The following is a 19,689-nucleotide window of genomic DNA, read 5'->3' on the forward strand; positions in this document are numbered from 1 at the left end:
ACGACCTCCGGGTCACGAGGGTCTCCTCCGGTTGCGGACCCTGTGGCCCAGGTCTCAGATCAGCATGGCAGCATACGGAGAGCAACCTGCGACACGCGGAGAACACGCGGACTCGCGGGAGCCAACGCCGGATTGCGCCACCCCGTCCCCCGGCACCGAGCGGCCGCCGGGTCACCCATACCCATCGGTACGACACCTGTTGAACGGCTGGCGAAAGCCGCATTCCAGGCATGTCGGTTCCGCTACGTTGTGCTCGAAATCAGTTAGCTTCGCTGTACCGCACGGGAGAGTTGTCGCATGGCGACCATCGAATACCTCCGGACGGACCCCGACCTGCCTCCGGTCGGTGTCGTGGACCGGACGCCTCTTACACCCGCCAAGAAGGGCATCTTCCTGGCCATCGCCGTTCTCGGCGCCATCGCCTGGACCATCCTCGCGTTCATGCGCGGGGAGGACGTCAACGCGGTCTGGATCGTGGTGGCGGCCGTCTGCACGTATGTGCTGGCGTACCAGTTCTATTCGCGGCTGATCGAATGGAAGATCACCAAACCGCGCGATGACGTCGCCACCCCGGCCGAGGAGCTGGAGAACGGCCGCGACTACATGCCGATGGACCGTCGCGTCCTGTTCGGCCATCACTTCGCCGCCATCGCCGGTGCCGGACCGCTGGTCGGCCCGGTGCTGGCCGCGCAGATGGGCTACCTGCCCGGCACCATCTGGATCATCGTCGGCGTCGTGTTCGCCGGTGCGGTGCAGGACTATCTGGTGCTGTGGGCCTCGGTGAAGCGGCGCGGCCGCAGCCTCGGGCAGATGGCGCGCGATGAACTCGGCGTGGTCGGCGGCGTCGCCGCCATCGTGGCCGTCCTGGTCATCATGATGATCCTGCTCGCGGTGCTCGGCATCGTGGTGGTGAATGCCCTTGCGGCGACCCCGAATCCGAAGACCGGCGTGCTCGAGGGCGGCAGCCCGTGGGGCGTGTTCTCCATCGCCATGACCATTCCGATCGCGCTGTTCATGGGCGTGTACCTGCGCTTCGTGCGACCGGGCAAGGTCGGCGAGATCTCCCTCGTCGGTTTCGCACTGCTGCTGCTGGCCATCATCTCCGGCAACTGGGTGGCCGGATCCGGTTGGGGCCGTGACTTCTTCACGCTCTCGGGCACCAGCATCGCGTGGATGCTGATCATCTACGGTTTCATCGCCTCGGTGCTGCCGGTGTGGCTGCTGCTCGCCCCGCGCGATTACCTGTCCACGTTCATGAAGATCGGCACCATCGGCCTGCTGGCCGTGGGCGTGCTGGTCACCATGCCGGTGTTGCAGGCCCCCGCCATCTCGCAGTTCGCGAGCAACAGCAACGGTCCGTCGTTCGCGGGCAACCTGTTCCCGTTCCTGTTCATCACCATCGCGTGTGGTGCGCTGTCCGGATTCCACGCCCTGGTGTCCTCGGGCACCACGCCCAAGCTGCTGGCCAAGCAGTCACAGGCGCGCATGATCGGCTACGGCGGCATGCTGATGGAATCGTTCGTGGCGGTCATGGCGATCATCACCGCGAGCATCATCGATCAGCACCTGTACTTCGCCATCAATGCCAGCCCGGCGGTGACCGGCGGCAGTGCGGACAAGGCCGCGACCTATGTGAACAGCCTTGGGCTGCACGGTGATCCGATCACCCCGGCACAGCTGAATCAGGCCGCCGCCGATATCGGCGAGAGCAAGATCGTCTCGCGCACCGGTGGCGCGCCGACGCTGGCCATCGGCATGTCCGAGGTGCTGCACAAGCTCTTCGGCGGCTCCGGGCTCAAGGCGTTCTGGTACCACTTCGCAATCATGTTCGAGGCGCTGTTCATCCTCACCACCATCGACGCGGGCACCCGCGTGGCGCGATTCATGCTCTCGGATTCACTCGGCAATCTGGGTGGCGCGGCCAAGAAGTTCAAGGATCCGTCCTGGCTGCCCGGCGCGTGGCTGTGCTCGGCGCTGGTCGTCGCGGCGTGGGGTTCGGTGCTGCTCATGGGTGTGACCGATCCGCTGGGCGGCATCAACACCCTCTACCCGCTGTTCGGCATCTCGAATCAGCTGCTCGCCGCGGTCGCGCTGACCGTGGTGCTGGCCATCGTGGTGAAGAAGGGCCTGGTGAAATGGGCCTGGATTCCGGCGGTGCCACTGGTCTGGGATCTCATCGTCACCATGACCGCCTCGTTCCAGAAGATCTTCTCCGGTGATCCCAAGATCGGCTACTGGACGCTGCACAACAACACCGTGACCAAGCGCGACGCCTATCTCGCCGCGCGGGATTCGGGGCAGCTGCCCAAGGGCGTGGCGGACGCCGCGGCCCTGCAGACGCAGATCGACAACCTGGACAAGACGATTCGCAATACCTTCATCCAGGGCACGCTGTCGATCGTGTTCGCGGTGTTGGTGCTGATCGTGGCGGCCGTCGGTGTGTGGGTGTGCCTGCGCGCCATTCGCAAGGGCGAGATGGAGACCACCGAATCGGAGGAGACGCCGTCGAAGATCTTCGGGCCGAGCTCCTTCCTGGCCACCAAGGCGGAAAAGGAAGTCCAGCGGGAATGGGACGACCTGGCCGCCACCGGCAAGATCAAACCCACCGCGCACGCGCACTGAGTCACAATTGGTTCCGATGAACGACTCCGCCGCCCCGTCGACCGCAGGACTCCTGCGGTCGGCGGGGCGCACGGTTTTACGTGCCCTGCGCGGCGTGATCTGGTGGTTCAACTCGATCCTGGGTGGCAACGACTACCAGCGCTACGTCCAGCACCTGCGGCTCCGGCACCCCGACGCCGAGGTCCCCAGCGAACGCGATTACTGGCGCGACCGCCACGACGCCGCGGCGCGCAACCCCGCCAACCGCTGCTGCTGAGGGCATGTCTCATTCCCGCTGACGCTCGCGTCTGATTTCCGCTAGCGCTCGGTGGCGGCGGCTGCGATCGTGGTTGTTGTGAGTGCGAATGATCTGGACTTCGAACGGTGCTACCGCGCCGTGGCCACCCGCGACGCCCGCTTCGACGGGCAGTTCGTGACCGCGGTGCGCACCACCGGAATCTATTGCCGCCCTTCATGTCCCGCGATCACCCCGAAACCCGCCAATGTCAGCTTCCTGCCGACGGCGGCGGCCGCGCAGCAGTCGGGCTTCCGGGCCTGCCGCCGCTGCCTGCCGGACGCGGCCCCCGGGTCGCCGCTGTGGAATACCCGGGCCGACCTGGCCGCTCGCGCCATGCGATTGATCGCCGACGGGGTGATCGAACGCGGTGGCGTGCCCGCGCTGGCCGATACCCTCGGCTATTCGCAGCGGCAGTTGACCCGGGTGCTCACCAGTGAGCTCGGAGCCGGACCGCTGGCACTGGCGCGTGCGCACCGCGCGCACACCGCCCGGCTGCTCATCCAGACCACCCGGCTGTCCATGTCGGATATCGCGTTCGCGGCGGGTTTCGCGAGCATCCGGCAGTTCAACGACACCGTGCGCGAGGTGTTCGCGGTCAGCCCGACCACCCTGCGCGAAGAGTCCCGCCGCCGCAACGGCGATACCCTGCCCGCCACCAATGGCATGCTGACACTGCGGCTTCCGTATCGGGAACCGCTGGACAAGCACTGGCTGGAATGGTTCCTGTCCGCACACGCCGTGCCCGGGCTGGAACTGTGGGAGGACGGGCACTACAGCCGCAGCCTGCGAACTCCGCACGGGCACACCACGGTTCGCATGTCCGTCCAGCCCGGACACGTCCGCGCCGCACTGGCGCTACAGGATATGCGGGACCTCGCGCCCACCGTCGCCCGGCTGCGCCACTTCCTCGATTTGGACGCCGACCCAATCGGCATCGACGAGGCGCTGGCGACGGGAATGACCGGCGCGCTGCCGCTTTCGATCGCGCCCGGCGATCGGCCGGAGCGCGTGCTGTCACCCGGCATTCGCGTTCCCGGCTGCCTGGACGGTCCGGAACTGTTGCTGCGCACCATGATCGGGCAGCAGATCTCGGTGGCGGCGGCGAATACGCATACCGCGCGGCTGGTGCAGACGCTCGGCGAATCCATTCCGGGCCCGATTCCGTACCTGTTCCCCACCCCCGCGACCATCGCCGAGCACGGGGCCGAGGTGCTCACCGGGCCGACGCGGCGAATCGAGGCGATCGTGGCGGCGGCGCGCGCGATCGCGGACGGCGAACTGGTACTGCACGCCGGGCGCACCGCTTCCGACCTGCGACGCGATCTGCTGGCCCTGGACGGCGTCGGCCCCTGGACCGCCGACTACGTCACCATGCGACTACTCGCCGACCCGGACGTACTGCTCGCCTCCGATCTGATCGTGCGGCGCGGCGCGGCACTGCTCGATATCGATCTCGCCGACACCGCGCGCCTATCCCCCTGGCGCTCCTACCTGACCATGCACCTCTGGAAGCACGCGCTGACCACCCCCGCATCCACCACCGACGGCGCATCCGGCGCCCGGAAAGCGAGTACAGCCCCGTGAACACCCGAATCAACTCCGGCACAGCGGATTTCGCCACCGTCACCACCGCGGCGGGACCGTTCACCGCGCTCGTCGACGCGGAGGGCGCGGTACTGGCCTCCGGCTGGACGGCCGATGCGGAGAACCTGCGCGGGCTCATCCACACCACCCTCCGCCCCGGAGCCCTGCGCGAGCGCACCGAGCTCGGCCGGGTCACCACCGCCATCGAGCGGTACCACGCGGGCGACCTGACCGTCATCGACTCGATCGCGGTCCGCCAGGTCTCCGGTCCCTTCCTCGTACACGCCTGGGAGGTACTGCGCAAAGTCCCCGCGGGCGAGCCGATCACCTACACCGACTTCGCCGCCGCCTCCGGCCGCCCCGCCGCCACCCGCGCCGCGGCCAACGCCTGCGCCCGCAACGCCGCCGCCCTATTCATCCCCTGCCACCGCGTATTCCGCACCGACGGGACCCTCGGCGGCTTCCGCTGGGGGCTGGAGATCAAGCAGTGGCTCCTCGACCACGAATCCCACTGAATAGCGAACGACACCAGCGCAGGCGCGAACCGGACCGGCGATCAGGGGTGACGGCGGCGGGATCTCCATCGATTCGCCGCCACCGTTACCCCCTGATCGATTGCCCACCGGGCGATTACACGGTCGTATCGCCGCGAGGGCTACACCGGATCAGTCGACCGGCAGGCGGTTCCGCGATCGAATCGCCGCTGACGCGCTACCCGCGGGTCGGCTGACCGGCAGGTTGCCTCCCTCTCCACTGGTCACCGACCCGGATCGGTTGACCGGCAAGAGGTTTCACGCTCCACCGGTCGCCGACCCGGGATTATTTGATCGGCGGGCGGCTACGCGCTGAGGGAGGTTTCCAGATGGGAGCCGGTGCGGCCGCGGATTACGTGCAGTCGGCTGGGGATGCGCTGGCGCATTTCGTCGACGTGGCTGACGACACCGACGACGCGGCCGCCGGAGCGGAGTTCGTCCAGGACGCCCATAACCGCGTCCAGGGTGTCGGCGTCGAGGCTGCCGAAGCCCTCGTCGATGAAGAGGGTGTCCAGGACCAGGCCGCCGGATTCGGCGGCCACCACATCGGCCAAGCCCAGGGCGAGAGCCAGTGAGGCCATGAAGGTTTCGCCGCCGGAGAGGGTTTTGGCGGGGCGGATCGCGCCGGTGTAGTCGTCGCGGATATCCAGGCCGAGACCGCCACGACGGCCACGCGGGCCCGCCACATCGGTGTGGACGAATTCGTAACGGCCGCCGGACATGCGGCGCAGACGGACCGAACCCGCCACCGCCACTTCTTCCAGGCGGGCGGCGAGGACGTAGGAGCGCAACGACATTCGGCGGTTGTTCTCGCCACGGCCCGATACGACTTCGGCCAGGCGGGCGAGTTCTTCGTGGGCGCGCTGGAGCGGGGCGATACGATCGACCGCGGCCCAGAGTTGGGAACACAGTTCTTCGAGCTGCTCCACCCGGCGGGCAGCCACCGTATGCGCGGAGATGGCGCGTTCCAGGGCCGATTGCGCTTCCGTGACAGCGGATTCCAGGACTTCGAGATCGCCGGGGACGATATCGGCGGCGGCGCGGATCTCGGGCTCGGCGAGCACCGCCTCGGCGTGCGCGCGGGCACGGTCGGCGGCGATGAGCTCGGCTTCGATATCGGCCTGCCGTTGCGCGGTCCGCGACGCCGCCTCGACCGCGCGGGCGTACTCGCCCAGGACGGCGTAGTCCGGACCGGTCTCGCCCATGACCGGCGGCGCGGTATCGACCAAACCCGCTTCGTAGGACAGCTTTTCGACGCGCAGCGCGAGGGCGGCCACCTGTTCACGGGCCAGGGCCGCGGCGGCGCGCGCCTCCCGCAGCGTGGTGGCACCGGCCACGAGCGCGTCCAAGCGGGCGCGGCGGCGCTCCACGGTGCCGTCCGCGCCGGCGGCCGTGGTCAGGCGCTCGGTGAGTTCGGCGAGCCTGCGATCGGTGGCGATAATGCGTTCCATCGCCGCGCTGCCGCGACTTTCGCAGTCGCGCAACTCTTCCTGCAGTCCGGATTCCTCGGTCCGCAGGCGTTGCAGTTCCACGGTGAGACCGTTCGCCAGCTCGGCGCGGCCGCGGGCTTCGTTCCACCGCGTCTCGGCGGCCGCCAATCCGGTGGCCAGTTCCGCCTTATCGGCGTCACCGCCCCGTTCGACCAGCACTTCGATCGCGCGCTCCAATTCGGCGACCTGCTGTCCGGCGCGATCACGGGCGGCTTCAGCTGCCCGCTCGGCCTGTAGCGCGGCCTCCTCGGCCTCCTTGGAAACCGCCTGCGCGGCGGGCTGCGCCGGGGCCGGATGCTCCGCCGACCCGCACACCGCGCACGGTTCCGAATCGACCAGTGCCCCGGCCAATTCCGCCGCCATCCCGGCCAGCCGATGCTCGCGCAGGGCGAGCGTATGCTCCCGCGCGTCCAGATGCTTCGTGCGCGCCGACTCGAAAACCGCTGCCGCACTAACCAGTTCCCCGCGCCGCCGCTCCAGTTCCAACGCGGCCTGCGCGGCGGTGCGCAAGCGTTCCCGCTCCGCCTCCAGCACCGGCAGACCCGCCGCCGCATCGGCGGCATCGCGCAACCGAACCTCCACCCCCGCAATGGCTTCCGGCAATTTCGCGCGCCGCTCGGACACCTTCGACAGCTGCCCGGCAAGCTCCTGCTGCTCCCGCCGCAATCGCGACAGCTCCCCCATCAGCCGTTTGGCCGAATCCGCGTCCGAGCGCACCTCGTCCAGCGCGCCCATCTGCGCACTCCACCGCTGCGCGGCAGCCTCGAGCCCCCGGCCCACAGCCCGCGCCGACGAGCTCTCATCGCGCGCGGAATCCGGCGCGTGCGGGCCATTCGCATGACGGTCGACGGCGTCGGCGGCCCCCGGCGCTTCGGCCTGCGGGCGGCCGTGGACAGCCTGCCCATCCGCCGATTCGTTCGGCTGCCGGTCGTTCTCGCCGTGGCCACTGCCCACCCCGGCGGCAGGAAGGACATCGAGGGGGTCCGGCTCCGCATCCGCACCACCACGATGATCGGGCGTATGCCATGAGTCACCGTCGCGATCGGACACGGGGACCCCGAGCGGCCCGATCGACTCGAGATCCAGTGCGAAGTCGCTGCCGGAGAGTTCGGCTGTCGCGAGGTCGGTTGCGGCCCAATGTGTTCCGTCGAGTTCGGCGGATGGGGGTTCCAGCAGGCGGGTGGCGAGGTGCTCGGCGGCGCGGACGGCTTCCTTGTCGCGGCGGTTCAGGGTCACCGCCGCGGCGCGGGCTTCCGCGACGGCGGCGTGTGCCGGTTCCGCGCGGCGGGCGCGGTCGAGTTCGGCTTGCAGGGCGTCGCGGTGGGGTGCGGACGCGGCATGGGTGGCGAGCTGGGTGGTTGCCTCGGCGTGCCGGGCACGCAGGGCGTGCAGGCGGCGCTGGTCTTCGGCGGCGGCACGGGCGCGGTTCGAGATGTGCTGGCGCTGTTCGCGTTCGGCGGTGGTGGCGGTGAGGTCGGTGCGCGCGGATTCGAGCAGGGCGCGGGACCATTCATTGGATTCGAGCAGGCCCGCGGTTTCAGTGGCGGGCAGACCGGCGGCGGTCACGACCTGGCCGATGAGGCGGTCGATGGTGGCCTTGCGGGCGTCCAGGTCGGCGCTGCCCGCGCGGCGCTTATCGTTCAGCCACTGTTCGGCGGTGCCGAAACGTTCTGTGTCGAAGAGCTTTTCGAGGAGTTTCTCGCGGTCCTCGTTATCGGCGCGCAGGAAGCGGGCGAAATCGCCCTGGGGCAGCAGCACCACCTGGAAGAACTGGTCGGCGCTCATGCCGAGCAGACGCAGGATCTCCTCACCGATATCCGGGATGCGGGACAGATGCTGGCCGCGGCCGTCGAGCCATTCCAGGGTGGCCGACGCGTTCTCCTTGACCCAGCCGCTCTTCGCGCGCGAACTGGGGCGCTGGAATTCCGGCGAACGGGTCAGGCGCAGGCGGCGGCCGCCGAGGGTGGCCTCCAATTGCACGCGCGGCGGGGTCTGTTCATCGGCGTGATCGGAGTGCAGGCGCTTCTCACCGCGCGCGCCGGGCACGCTGCCGTAGAGCGCGAAGGCGACCGCGTCCAGGACGGTGGTCTTACCCGCGCCGGTCTGGCCGTGCAGCAGGAACAGGCCGTCGGCGCCGAGCTCATCGAAATCCACGACGGCGGTCTCCGCGAACGGACCGAATGCCGTCAGCTCCAAACGATGCAGCCGCACGCGCCGTCCCCTTCCGCCTCCACGCACCATCCAACAACCCGTCGCACGCGACCGTCCCCGGGACACGCCGTCGCGGCTCGGAAATTACCGCTCATGCGGTCAACTCGCCTGCGCCACCGTCGGATTCGGGCGGAGTCAGCCCGAAAAGTTCGGGATCGCCGTCCAATTCGCCTTCCCCGGATAGCCGGGTCCCACCATCGTCGGCGATCGGCTTATCCTCGGCAACCGATTGCCGCGCGGGCGCACGGGTCGGCCCGTCCTGCTCCCGCACGGCGGCGGCGAGGGCGCGTTCGAGCCAGGTCATCTCACCCGAGGTGGGAGTACCGCGCACATCGGTGAGGAAGCTCTGGGCGATCTCGGTATCGCGGCGGCCGTGCACCCGTTCGCGGTAGTGCAATTCCGGATTGCCTTCCGGACGCACCCATTCCACGTGCACGGCATGCGGAAAACGCTCGCGCAGGCGGCGCAGCGCGTCGACCGGGCGGGCTTGGTCGGTGAGGGTCGCGGAGACGTAATCCGATTCGGCGGCCGCGTGTTCCGGCGCTTCCAGCAATTCCTCCAGCGTGCCGCTGAGCTGGCTGAGCCCGCGCACCACCGGAAGTTCGTGCCGCGTCACCGCCGACAGGCCGTCGGCGTCGAGGTCGATGACCCACACCGCCTTGCGATGCGACCGCTCACCGAACGAATACGGCAGCGGGGAACCGGAATACCGCACCGACTCGGACAGGATCTGCGGGGAGTGCAGATGGCCGAGCGCCACATAGTCGATGCCCTCGAACGCCCCGAGCGGCACCGTCTCCACCCCGCCCACCGAAATGGAGCGCTCGGAACCGGTCGCCTCACCGCCCACCACGAAGGCGTGCGCGAGCACCACCGAGCGGACTCCGGTGCGCGCGGCGAGATCGCCCCGGATCAATCCCATGGCGGCATCCAGAATCTCGGCGTGCGAACGCGCCTGCGGCACGCCCAGTTCCGCGCGCGTGATTTCCGGCTCCAGGTATGGGATTCCGTAGAAAGCCACCTCTCCGTGCAAATCGGACACCATTACCGGCCGCGCCACTTCGGCTATGCCGCAACGCAGATGCAATCCGCCCGCCGCCGCGAAAGTCCCGAGCGCGCCCAGCCGCGTCGGTGAATCGTGATTGCCCGACGTAGCCACAATGACCGCGCCCGCCGCGCGAATCGCCTCGAACCCCCGATTGCACACCGCGATGGCGTCCGCGCTCGGAATGGACCGGTCGTACACATCCCCCGGCAACACCACCACATCCACCCGCTCCGCCGTCACCAACTCGGCAATGGCGCGCAGCGCGCACTCCTGATCGCCCAGCAGATCGACACCGTGAAAGGTGCGGCCGATATGCCAGTCGGAGGTGTGCAGGATTCGCATGCCGCCGACGGTAGGCGATCGCCCCGACAGAATCACCGATACCCTCGCGAGCCGCTCGGAACTCGCCGGTGTTATCGCGCGCCGGGCGATATGCGCTTCGGACATATCCGGCGAGTTCTCCGGACTCGCGAAATCCGTTGTCGCGGCTTGTAGCCGCGAATTCCGGATGCGGTGCCGCTCGGAGGTTGCCGGCCTTCGCGACTTTGTCGGTGGGATGGGGCAAACTCGCGTGCCATGACCGCATCGATGCTGTTCGCGTTGTTGTTGGTGTTCATCGCGGGGCTCGCCGTCGGCTGGCTCGGGCATTCCGCGCGGGCGGGGCAGCGGGCGGCCGTGGCGGAGGCGCGGCTGGGGGCCATGCGCGATAACGAGCGGTTGTTGCATCAGTCACTGGGGGCCGCGAGTGAGGATGCGGCGCGGCGGCATTCGCATGCGGTAGGGGCGATGATGGAACCGCTGCGGGAAGCGGTGGGGACGCTCAACCGGCATATCCAAGAAGTCGAGCACAATCGCATCAACGCGTATTCCGGTCTGCGCGAACAGGTCGCGGGAATGCAGCGCACCTCGCATCAACTGTCCACGCAGACCTCGCAATTGGTGGCGGCGCTGCGCGCGCCGCAGGTGCGCGGGCGGTGGGGTGAGATCCAGCTGGAGCGGGTGGTCGAACTCGCGGGCATGACCCGGCATTGCGATTTCGACACCCAGGTCACCCGGCGCGCGGGCAGCACGGGCAGCACCGAGGGCGTGGTGCGGCCGGACATGGTGGTGCGGCTCGCGGGCGGCCGGCACATCGTGGTGGACGCCAAGGTCCCGTGCACCGCCTATCTCGAGGCGGCCGCCACCGAGGATCCGCGCGAGCGCGACAACCATCTGGCCCGGCATGCCAAACATCTGCGCAATCACGTCGATCAGCTGGCGGCCAAGGAGTACTGGGCGGCCTTCGACCCCTCCCCCGAATTCGTGATCCTCTTCGTACCGGGCGATCCGTTCCTCGATGCCGCGCTGGGCGCTGATCCCGGTCTGCTCGAATACGCCTTCGGCCGCAATGTCGTGCTGTCCACGCCCACCACGCTCATGGCACTGCTGCGCACGGTGGCCCTGGGCTGGCGGCAGGAGGCCATGTCTCAGGACATGGCGGTGATCCAGCAGTTGGGCCGGGAACTGTATGCCCGGCTCGGCACCACGGGTCGTCATCTGGATCGGCTCGGGGCGCAATTGGGCAAGGCGGTGGATTCGTTCAATTTCACCGTGGCGTCCATGGAGACACGCGTGATGGTGACCGCTCGCAAACTTCATGATCTGGAGATTTCAGACACCCCGGTGGAGGAAATTCAGCGGGTGGAAACCTGGCCGAGGGCGGTGGGTTTCGCCGAAAAGGACTAATACGCTTGACGCGCTCGAGTATCTCCGCATGATGTCGCCTACCTCGCGGAACCGTCACATGCTTTAGTGTGCTTGACGTGGCAGTTACCCAGCGCGAGCGAGCAGAGGTGCCCCCGTCGCACCGTTCGATCCTGCCGACGGTCCCCGGCGTCCCCGCCGGCGCCGCGGTGCTCACTGCCGTGACCTGCACCTTCATCGGATTCCTGATCGACACCATGGGTGGCGATGAGCTGACGGGCACCTTCGCCTCGCTGTATGTGATCGGCTGTGTACTGGCCGCGCTCATCGTGCGATACCGCGGACTCTTCACCACGATGGTGGTGCCGCCGCTACTGCTCTTCCTGGCCGTCCCGCTGGCGTATCAGCAGATGCTCGGCAACTCGGCGGGCGGATTCAAGGTCAAGGAAATCCTGCTGAATCTGGCCATCCCGCTGGTGAATCGGTTCCCCACCATGGCGCTGGCCACCGTGCTGGTGCTGATCATCGGCGCGATCCGGGTCGCCATGCACCGTCGCGAGCAGCAGGGCGATTCGGGTGGCGCGTCATTCAAGCCGCGCGCCCGCACCGCTCGCCCGACCGGAGCCGCCCGCGCCCAGCGCGCCGGAGCGGCCGACACCAAGGAACCCGCCAGACGACGCTTCCGGTCCGGCGCGGACGAGCAGGACGGCGACGCCGCCGAGTCGACCGCGGCCACGCGCCGCCCCGCCGGACGGGTGGCGTCCCGCCCGCCGCGAGTCGGCGCGGACCGCCAGCCCGCCTCCGGCCAGGCCGCCGGTCGGCAGTCGGCCGCGCGCCAGTCCGGCAACGATCGCAAGCGCACCCCGCCCGCCGATCGCAAGCCGAACCCGGACCGCAAACCCACCGGCGACCGCAAGCCCCCGGGCGAGCGCCGCGCCAATCCGGCCGAACGCGCGAACCCCGCCGACCGTGCCAACCCGGCCGGAACCGAAGGCCGCCGTCGCCGCGCCCAGACCCCGGAGATGCCGCCGCACCCGCGCCCCAATGTGCGCTACCGCGAACGCGATTCGGGCCGCGTCGAACGTTGAGCTCTGTTTTCTGCCCTCCGCTTCGCTACGGGCGGGGTTGGGGAGGGCGGTATTCGGGGGATCGCATCCCAGCTTTCAACGCAGAAATCCCCGTATCCCGCGACTCGTTCGCTGGGTACGGGGATTTCTTTTCGCGGCGAATCAGCTGCGCGCGGTACGCAATTCGCGCGGCAGCGAGAAGACCAGGGTCTCATTGGCGGTGGTGACCGGCTGCACTTCGCCGTAGCCGTAGGTGGCGAGCATGTCCAGCACACCCTCGACCAGAATCTCCGGCACCGACGCGCCCGAGGTGAGGCCGACCGTGCGCACGCCCTCGAACCAGGACGGATCGATCTCGCGGGCGTAGTCCACCAGGTATGCGGCGCGCGCGCCCGCGGTCAGCGCGACCTCGACCAGCCGCACCGAATTGGAGGAGTTGCGCGAACCGACCACGATCACCAGATCGCAGGCCGGGGCCATGGCCTTCACCGCGGTCTGACGATTCGAGGTGGCGTAGCAGATGTCATCGCTCGGCGGATCCTGCAGATTCGGGAACTTGGCCCGCAGCCGGTGCACGGTCTCCATGGTCTCGTCGACCGAGAGCGTGGTCTGCGAGAGCCAGATCACCTTGTTCTCATCGCGCACGGTGATCTTGTCGACCGCGTCCGGGCCGTCCACCAGCTGCACGTGATCGGGCGCTTCACCCGCGGTGCCCTCGACCTCTTCATGCCCTTCGTGCCCGATGAGCAGAATGTCGAAGTCGTCCCGCGCGAACCGCTTGGCCTCCTGGTGCACCTTGGTGACCAACGGGCAGGTGGCGTCGATGGTGTGCAGATTCCGCTCGGCGGCGGATTCGTGCACCGCCGGGGACACCCCGTGCGCCGAGAACACCACGAGCGCGCCCTCGGGCACCTCATCGGTCTCGTCGACGAAGATCACACCCCGGTCCCGCAGCGTCTCCACCACATGCCGGTTGTGCACGATCTCCTTGCGCACATAGATAGGCGCACCATGCTTTTCGAGCGCCTTCTCCACCGTGACCACCGCGCGGTCGACACCGGCGCAGTAACCCCGAGGTTCGGCGAGCAGCACTCGTTTCGGCGCGTCGGCATCCACACCGGCGGACCGTACGATTCCGACATTCAAAGGGATAGCCGAGGACATGCGTCCCAGCCTACTGGGCGCCTATGGCCGCCGCTCCCCGGCTATTACCGGCAACACATTCGCCTCCCCGTCGCCGCACCACCGATGTGATGAAGCGAAGCAGAATCGGCTCACAATCACATTCCGTCTCATCTCACCTTTGCATCACACGGCGTTTCGGGCAGGCTAGGACCATGTTCCGACCTCCGTTCCTAGCCCGGGTCGCCGCCGGGGCTGCTGTCTATGCCTTAGAGGAAACTCGCCGGCTACCGACCAGTGCAATCAATTTCCCGATCACCGCGATCAGTCAGCTGCTGCAGACGACCATGCATCTGCAGCAGTTCGTGACCAGCCTCGCTCTCAAGGGTGACGCCGTATTCGACCGTTTGGTCAACCAGCCGGAAGAACAGCCGGCGTGGGCCACGTTCGATGAGGATGAGGCATTCGAGCAAACCCCCAGCGCCGCGCCGGAATCGGCACGCAAGAGCAGTTTCGATCTGTTCGAGCCGGTGAATTCGGCCGAGGAGGAGCCGGTCGCGGCCGCCTCCGAACCGATTCTCGCCATCGTCGAACCGGCCGAGATCGCGCCGGAACCGGTTGCGGCCCAGCCCGAACCGGAAATCGCCGAGACCGTCGCGGTGGTGGCCGAGCCGGTCGCCGCCGAGCCGGAGACCGTCGAAACCGCCGCTCCCGCAACGGCTTCCAAGGCGCCCACCAATGGTCACAACGGCAGTGCCGCGGTGACCGAGCCCGAGGTGGCCACCCGCTACGACTACACCAATATGACCCTGGCTCAGCTGCGTGCCCGGCTGCGCATGCTCACCGTCGAGGATCTGGCCGCGCTGCTCGATTACGAACAGCACACCCGCGACCGCGCCCCGTTCGTCACCATGCTGACGAATCGGATCGCGACCGTTCAGGCCAAGTGACACGGTTCCCTTAGCGCCGACTGCCCGGGCCGGGTACGCCCGGACGGTCGGCGCTCTGTCATTTCCGGCGCAAGAGTCGCATCGCCGCACGGATTCCATCGCACGAGCGGACTTTCGGCGGGTGTGAGCACCGTACGTCGGTGCCTACTGCCAGAATCGGTGCGGTGACCCCCGACCAACCTGCCCAGGCGGCGCAACCGGCAGCACCGGCCCCTCCGCCGAAGCCGTCCAGTACCGCCGACAATCCGATGCCGGTGCGCACCATCGCCGTCAAGGTGGCGCAGTGGATCGACCGGCTGGGCGCGGTCTGGGTCGAGGGCCAGATCACCCAGATCAATCTGCGTCCCGGCACCCGCACGGCGTTCCTGGTGCTGCGCGATACCGCCGCCGATATGTCGCTCTCGGTCACCTGCGATCCGGATCTGCTGCGCAAATCCCCGGTGCCGCTGCAGGAGGGCAGCCGGGTGGTGGTCTACGGCAAGCTGTCGTTCTTTACCGCGCGCGGCACGGTGTCCCTGCGCGTCACCGAGATTCGCCCCGTCGGCATCGGTGAACTGCTCGCCCGCATCGAACGGCTCAAGGCGCTGCTGGCGGCCGAGGGACTCTTCGATCCCCGGCTGAAGCGGCCGATTCCGTTCCTGCCCAATAAGATCGGGCTCATCACCGGTCGCGCCAGCGCCGCCGAACACGATGTGGTGACGGTGGCGACGCAGCGCTGGCCCGCCGTGCGCTTCGATATTCGCAATACCGCCGTACAGGGCGCGACCGCCGTCCCCCAGATGCTGGAGGCGCTCGCCGCGCTGGACGCCGATCCGGAGATCGATGTGATCGTATTGGCGCGCGGCGGCGGCAGTGTCGAGGATCTGCTGCCGTTCTCGGATGAAACACTGTGCCGCGCAATAGTTTCCGCGGCCACGCCGATCGTCAGCGCGATCGGCCACGAGCCGGACAACCCGCTCAGCGACTATGTCGCGGATCTGCGCGCGGCGACCCCCACCGATGCCGCCAAGCGCATCGTCCCCGACGCCGCCGCCGAGGCCGCGCTGCTGCGTGAACTCCAGGCCCGCGCCGCCGCCGCGCTGCGCGGCTGGGTGGATCGCGAATCCCGTGCGCTGCAACAGCTTCGCTCGCGCCCGGTACTCGCCGAACCGCTGCGACTACTCGATCAGCGGCACGATGAGGTGGAGCGCTTCCGCACCGCCACCCGCCGCGCCATCAACCAGAGCCTGAGCACCGAATCCACCGCGACCCGGCACCTGCGGGAGAAGCTCTCGGCGCTCGGCCCCGCCGCCACGCTCGCGCGCGGGTACGCGGTGGTGCAGAAGGTGCTCGGCAAGGAACGCGAAGTGGTGCGATCCATCGAGGACGCGCCCGCGGGCAGTCAGCTCCGCATCCGAGTGGCGGACGGCGCGCTGACCGCCGCCGCCCTCGGCTCCCAATCCCTCGGCCCGCGAAAGGAATCCACCGAAAAATGACGGACACCGACCTCACCGAAATCGCCGGTTTCGGCTATGAACGCGCCCGTGACGAACTCGTCAACGTGGTGAAGATGCTCGAACAGGGCGGCCTGGATCTGGATGATTCGCTCACGCTGTGGGAGCGCGGCGAGGCCCTCGCCAATCGCTGCGAGGAACACCTCGCCGGAGCGCGCAAGCGCGTGGAAGACGCCCTGGCGCACCGGTCCCAGGAGAGCTGAGCCGCCTACTTCGGCAGCGGCTGGGCGCTGGTGACCGCGGTGGCCAAGGTGGTGAAGGCTCCGTTGTTGCCCGCGCCCTTGATCAATACGCGGGTGTCGCCGTAGTCGGCGATCCAGGCGGGTTCGGTGCCGGGTTCGGCGTAGACGACCCATTTGCGATCGCCGATCTGCTGTACGCCGGTGGCGTAGCGGGTGCCCGCGACCTTGCGCGCCAAGGCTTCCTCGGTGGCATTGGATTGCGTCACCTGCATATAGCTGCCCTGCGGGGTGATGTAGCCGACCGTGCTGGAGACGCCGGGTTCCCGATTGCCGGAGTTGGCTTTCCAGTCCGCGGGCAGCACGGGTTCGCGAATGCCGAACGGGAGCTGCTTCGCGTCATCGGTGAATGCGCTGTGCGCGTCGAAGTTCGGGATGTTCCCCGCCTTCGGGCCGCCCGCGGTGAAGCTGCACTGGCTGGCGATGCCGGCGATGGCCAGGCAGATCAGGACCAGGGGAAAGAGGGACCAGAACAGGTCTTTCCAGTCGTTCAGGATCCGCGGCTTGGTGTTCGGCACGCCCCCAGTATCCACGGGAGGGGAATGCGACCCACCTCACAGGGCCGCTGCGGGAGTCCTCGCACCCGCGCGCCGTCAAGCGGCGCATCCGTAAAGGTCCAGGACCGGTGCGGAAGTGAAACGTCAGTACTTGGTTGGGCCGCGAAAGCGCAATGCGACAATTTACCCAGCAGTTGACAACCAAGGAGGCACCGTAATGACGGCACCCACGCCCGCACCCAGCCGCCGCGAGGCCCCGGACCGCAATCTCGCATTGGAGTTGGTCCGGGTCACCGAGGCCGGCGCAATGGCCGCGGGACGCTGGGTCGGACGCGGTGACAAGGAGGGCGGCGACGGCGCGGCCGTCGACGCCATGCGCCAGCTGGTGTCGACCGTTTCGATGCGCGGCATCGTGGTCATCGGCGAGGGCGAGAAGGACGAAGCGCCCATGCTCTACAACGGCGAACTCGTCGGCAACGGTGAGGGCGCGGAACTCGACTTCGCGGTCGATCCGATCGACGGCACCACGCTGATGTCCAAGGGCTCGCCCGGCGCCATCTCCGTGCTCGCGGTCGCCGAGCGCGGCGCGATGTTCGATCCGTCGGCCGTGTTCTACATGGAGAAGATCGCCGTCGGCCCGGACGCCGCCGATGTCATCGACCTATCGGCCCCCATCGCGGAGAACCTGCGCCGCGTGGCCAAGGCCAAGAACTCCTCGGTCTCGGACCTCACGGTCTGCATCCTGGATCGCCCCCGGCACGCCAAGCATATGAGCGAAGTTCGTGAGGCCGGTGCGCGCATCCGCCTCATCTCCGACGGTGACGTCGCGGGCGCGATCGCCTGTGCCCGCCCCGAATCCGGCGTCGACCTGCTGATCGGCATCGGCGGCACCCCCGAGGGCATTATCGCCGCCGCGGCCATGCGCTGTATGGGCGGTGCGCTGCAGGCCAAGCTGGCCCCGACCGATGACGCCGAGCGGCAGAAGGCCATCGACGCGGGCCACGATCTCGATCGTGTGCTCACCACCGAGGACCTGGTCTCCGGTGAGGACATCTTCTTCAGCGCCACCGGTGTCACCGACGGTGATCTGCTGCGCGGCGTGCGCTACTACGGCGGCGGCGCGTACACCCAGTCCATCGTCATGCGCGCCAAGTCCGGCACCGTGCGCATGGTGGACGCCTACCACCGCCTGACCAAGCTGCGCGAATACGCCTCGGTCGATTTCGTCGGCGACGAGGATGCCACTCCCCCGATGTTCTGAACATCGAATCCGGCACCGGGGCAACGCCTTCGGTGACCGGAGCCGGATCATGACGGCCGCCGTGCGATGGATGCGCGGCGGCCGTCGCCGTATCCGGCGGTGGATCCCGCCGTATTCCGGGTCCGCGTGTGCTGATTGCCTCAGGCGTGGCACCCCCACGCACCCCCGTCCCGGCCTAGGGTCGAATCCATGACCGACGACACCCAGTACCGCATCGAACATGACACGATGGGCGAAGTCCGCGTCCCAGTACAGGCGTTGTGGCGCGCGCAAACCCAGCGTGCGGTGGAGAACTTCCCCATCAGCGGCCGCGGCCTGGAGCGTGCGCAGATCCGCGCGCTCGGCCTGCTGAAAGCCGCCTGCGCCACCGTGAACCGGGATCTGGGCCTGCTCGATCCGATCAAGGCCGACGCGATCGTGGCCGCCGCCACCGAGATCGCCGACGGCAAACATGACGATCAGTTCCCCATCGACGTCTTCCAGACCGGTTCGGGCACCAGCTCGAATATGAACGCCAACGAGGTGATCGCGAGTATCGCCGCGCGCGAGGGCGTCACCGTGCATCCCAATGACGATGTGAACATGTCGCAGTCGTCGAACGACACCTTCCCCACCGCAACGCATGTCGCGGCGACCGAGGCCGTGGTGAAGGATCTCGTTCCGGCGCTGGATCATCTGCGGCTGGCACTGCTGGACAAGTCGGTGGAGTGGCGCGATGTGGTGAAGTCCGGTCGCACGCATCTCATGGACGCGGTGCCGATCACCCTGGGTCAGGAGTTCAGCGGATACACCCGGCAGGTGAGCGCCGGTATCGAGCGTCTGCTGACCACGCTGCCCCGGCTGGGCGAGCTGGCCATCGGCGGCACCGCGGTCGGCACCGGGTTGAACGCGCCCGATGGCTTCGGCGCGAAAGTCGTTGTGGAACTGAAGAAGTCGACGGATCTGGACGCCCTCTCGGAGGCCCGCAATCACTTCGAGGCGCAGGCCGCGCGCGACGGTCTGGTGGAGCTGTCCGGTGCGCTGCGCACCGTCGCCATCAGCCTCACCAAGATCGCCAATGATGTGCGCTGGATGGGCTCCGGGCCGCTCACCGGACTCGCCGAGCTTCAGCTGCCGGATTTGCAGCCCGGTTCGTCGATCATGCCCGGCAAGGTGAATCCGGTTCTCCCGGAAGCGGTTACGCAGGTCGCCGCGCAGGTCATCGGCAATGACGCGACCATCGCCTGGGGCGGCGGCAATGGCGCGTTCGAGCTGAACGTGTACATCCCGGTGATGGCGCGCAATGTGCTGGAGTCGATTCGACTGCTGGCCAACGTTTCTCGTCTGTTCGCCGATAAGTGCATCGTCGGCCTGGTCGCGAACGAGGAGCGGCTGCGCCGCCTCGCGGAGTCCTCCCCCTCCATCGTGACGCCGCTGAATTCGGCCATCGGTTACGAGGAAGCCGCCGCCGTGGCGAAGGAAGCGGTCAAGGCGCACAAGACGATTCGCCAGACCGTCATCGATCGCGGTCTGATCGGCGATAACCTGTCCGAGGCGGAACTCGATCGCCGTCTCGACGTGCTGTCCATGGCCAAGGTCGAGGACAAGAAGGACTGACGCGCTCCGGCGACAA

At 68.2% G+C, this 19,689-nt stretch carries 15 protein-coding genes; 11 read left to right on the forward strand and 4 right to left on the reverse strand.

Features of this window, described 5'->3' with window-relative positions; all coding sequences use genetic code 11:
* Nucleotides 1-297: 297 nt before the first annotated feature.
* The 4 genes from AB0L82_RS24030 (at nt 298) to AB0L82_RS24045 (ending at nt 4,998) form a co-directional block, all read left to right on the forward strand.
* Nucleotides 298-2,622, forward strand: a complete 2,325-nt coding sequence (locus tag AB0L82_RS24030; protein ID WP_364640176.1) for a carbon starvation CstA family protein — start codon at nt 298-300, stop codon at nt 2,620-2,622.
* Nucleotides 2,623-2,707: 85 nt separating this feature from the next.
* Nucleotides 2,708-2,878, forward strand: coding sequence for a YbdD/YjiX family protein (locus AB0L82_RS24035; protein WP_364640518.1), 171 nt, complete (start codon nt 2,708-2,710; stop codon nt 2,876-2,878).
* A gap of 78 nt (nt 2,879-2,956) precedes the next feature.
* On the forward strand, nt 2,957-4,483 hold the full coding sequence (locus tag AB0L82_RS24040) for an Ada metal-binding domain-containing protein (protein ID WP_364640179.1): 1,527 nt from the start codon (nt 2,957-2,959) through the stop codon (nt 4,481-4,483).
* Nucleotides 4,480-4,998: a methylated-DNA--[protein]-cysteine S-methyltransferase gene (locus tag AB0L82_RS24045; protein ID WP_364640182.1), complete on the forward strand. Its 519-nt coding sequence runs from the start codon at nt 4,480-4,482 to the stop codon at nt 4,996-4,998. The genes AB0L82_RS24040 and AB0L82_RS24045 overlap by 4 nt, the downstream gene beginning before the upstream one ends.
* A 323-nt stretch (nt 4,999-5,321) precedes the next feature.
* On the opposite strand, the gene AB0L82_RS24050 is transcribed toward AB0L82_RS24045, so the two are convergent.
* Nucleotides 5,322-8,717, reverse strand: a complete 3,396-nt coding sequence (locus AB0L82_RS24050; protein ID WP_364640185.1) for an SMC family ATPase — start codon at nt 8,715-8,717, stop codon at nt 5,322-5,324.
* A gap of 91 nt (nt 8,718-8,808) precedes the next feature.
* A complete protein-coding gene (locus tag AB0L82_RS24055; protein ID WP_364640188.1) occupies nt 8,809-10,107 on the reverse strand; it encodes an exonuclease SbcCD subunit D in 1,299 nt (432 codons plus the stop codon).
* Nucleotides 10,108-10,341: 234 nt separating this feature from the next.
* Here AB0L82_RS24055 and AB0L82_RS24060 point away from each other — a divergent pair, with 234 nt between their 5' ends.
* Together AB0L82_RS24060 and AB0L82_RS24065 are read left to right on the forward strand one after the other, a co-directional pair.
* Nucleotides 10,342-11,490 (forward strand): DNA recombination protein RmuC, encoded by a 1,149-nt coding sequence (locus AB0L82_RS24060; RefSeq protein WP_364640191.1) that lies wholly within the window; start codon nt 10,342-10,344, stop codon nt 11,488-11,490.
* Nucleotides 11,491-11,567: 77 nt separating this feature from the next.
* Nucleotides 11,568-12,536, forward strand: a complete 969-nt coding sequence (locus AB0L82_RS24065; protein ID WP_364640194.1) for a DUF6542 domain-containing protein — start codon at nt 11,568-11,570, stop codon at nt 12,534-12,536.
* Nucleotides 12,537-12,677: 141 nt separating this feature from the next.
* On the opposite strand, the gene AB0L82_RS24070 is transcribed toward AB0L82_RS24065, so the two are convergent.
* Entirely contained in the window at nt 12,678-13,679 is a 1,002-nt protein-coding gene (locus tag AB0L82_RS24070; RefSeq protein WP_364640197.1) for a 4-hydroxy-3-methylbut-2-enyl diphosphate reductase, read from the reverse strand.
* A 173-nt stretch (nt 13,680-13,852) separates the two neighbouring features.
* Between AB0L82_RS24070 and AB0L82_RS24075 the strand changes: the two genes are divergently transcribed.
* The 3 genes from AB0L82_RS24075 (at nt 13,853) to AB0L82_RS24085 (ending at nt 16,283) form a co-directional block, all read left to right on the forward strand.
* A complete protein-coding gene (locus AB0L82_RS24075; protein ID WP_364640200.1) occupies nt 13,853-14,587 on the forward strand; it encodes a lipid droplet-associated protein in 735 nt (244 codons plus the stop codon).
* A gap of 248 nt (nt 14,588-14,835) precedes the next feature.
* Nucleotides 14,836-16,062 (forward strand): exodeoxyribonuclease VII large subunit, encoded by a 1,227-nt coding sequence (gene xseA / locus AB0L82_RS24080; protein WP_364640521.1) that lies wholly within the window; start codon nt 14,836-14,838, stop codon nt 16,060-16,062.
* Nucleotides 16,059-16,283 carry an exodeoxyribonuclease VII small subunit gene (locus tag AB0L82_RS24085; protein ID WP_364640203.1) on the forward strand — a complete coding sequence of 75 codons (225 nt, stop codon included), beginning with the start codon at nt 16,059-16,061 and terminating at the stop codon, nt 16,281-16,283. The genes xseA and AB0L82_RS24085 overlap by 4 nt, the downstream gene beginning before the upstream one ends.
* 5 nt (nt 16,284-16,288) lie before the next feature.
* On the opposite strand, the gene AB0L82_RS24090 is transcribed toward AB0L82_RS24085, so the two are convergent.
* Nucleotides 16,289-16,837 carry a DUF4245 domain-containing protein gene (locus AB0L82_RS24090; RefSeq protein ID WP_364640206.1) on the reverse strand — a complete coding sequence of 183 codons (549 nt, stop codon included), beginning with the start codon at nt 16,835-16,837 and terminating at the stop codon, nt 16,289-16,291.
* Between the two features lie 196 nt (nt 16,838-17,033).
* On the opposite strand from AB0L82_RS24090, the gene glpX reads away from it, so the two are divergent.
* Nucleotides 17,034-18,077: a class II fructose-bisphosphatase gene (gene glpX, locus AB0L82_RS24095; RefSeq protein ID WP_364640208.1), complete on the forward strand. Its 1,044-nt coding sequence runs from the start codon at nt 17,034-17,036 to the stop codon at nt 18,075-18,077.
* 189 nt (nt 18,078-18,266) lie between these two features.
* The gene (locus AB0L82_RS24100) at nt 18,267-19,673 is read left to right on the forward strand and encodes a class II fumarate hydratase (protein WP_364640211.1); all 1,407 of its coding nucleotides are present in this window, start codon (nt 18,267-18,269) and stop codon (nt 19,671-19,673) included.
* Nucleotides 19,674-19,689 lie beyond the last annotated feature (16 nt).

Origin of the sequence: Nocardia sp. NPDC052001, from assembly GCF_040680615.1 — a bacterium.
GTDB lineage: Bacteria > Actinomycetota > Actinomycetes > Mycobacteriales > Mycobacteriaceae > Nocardia.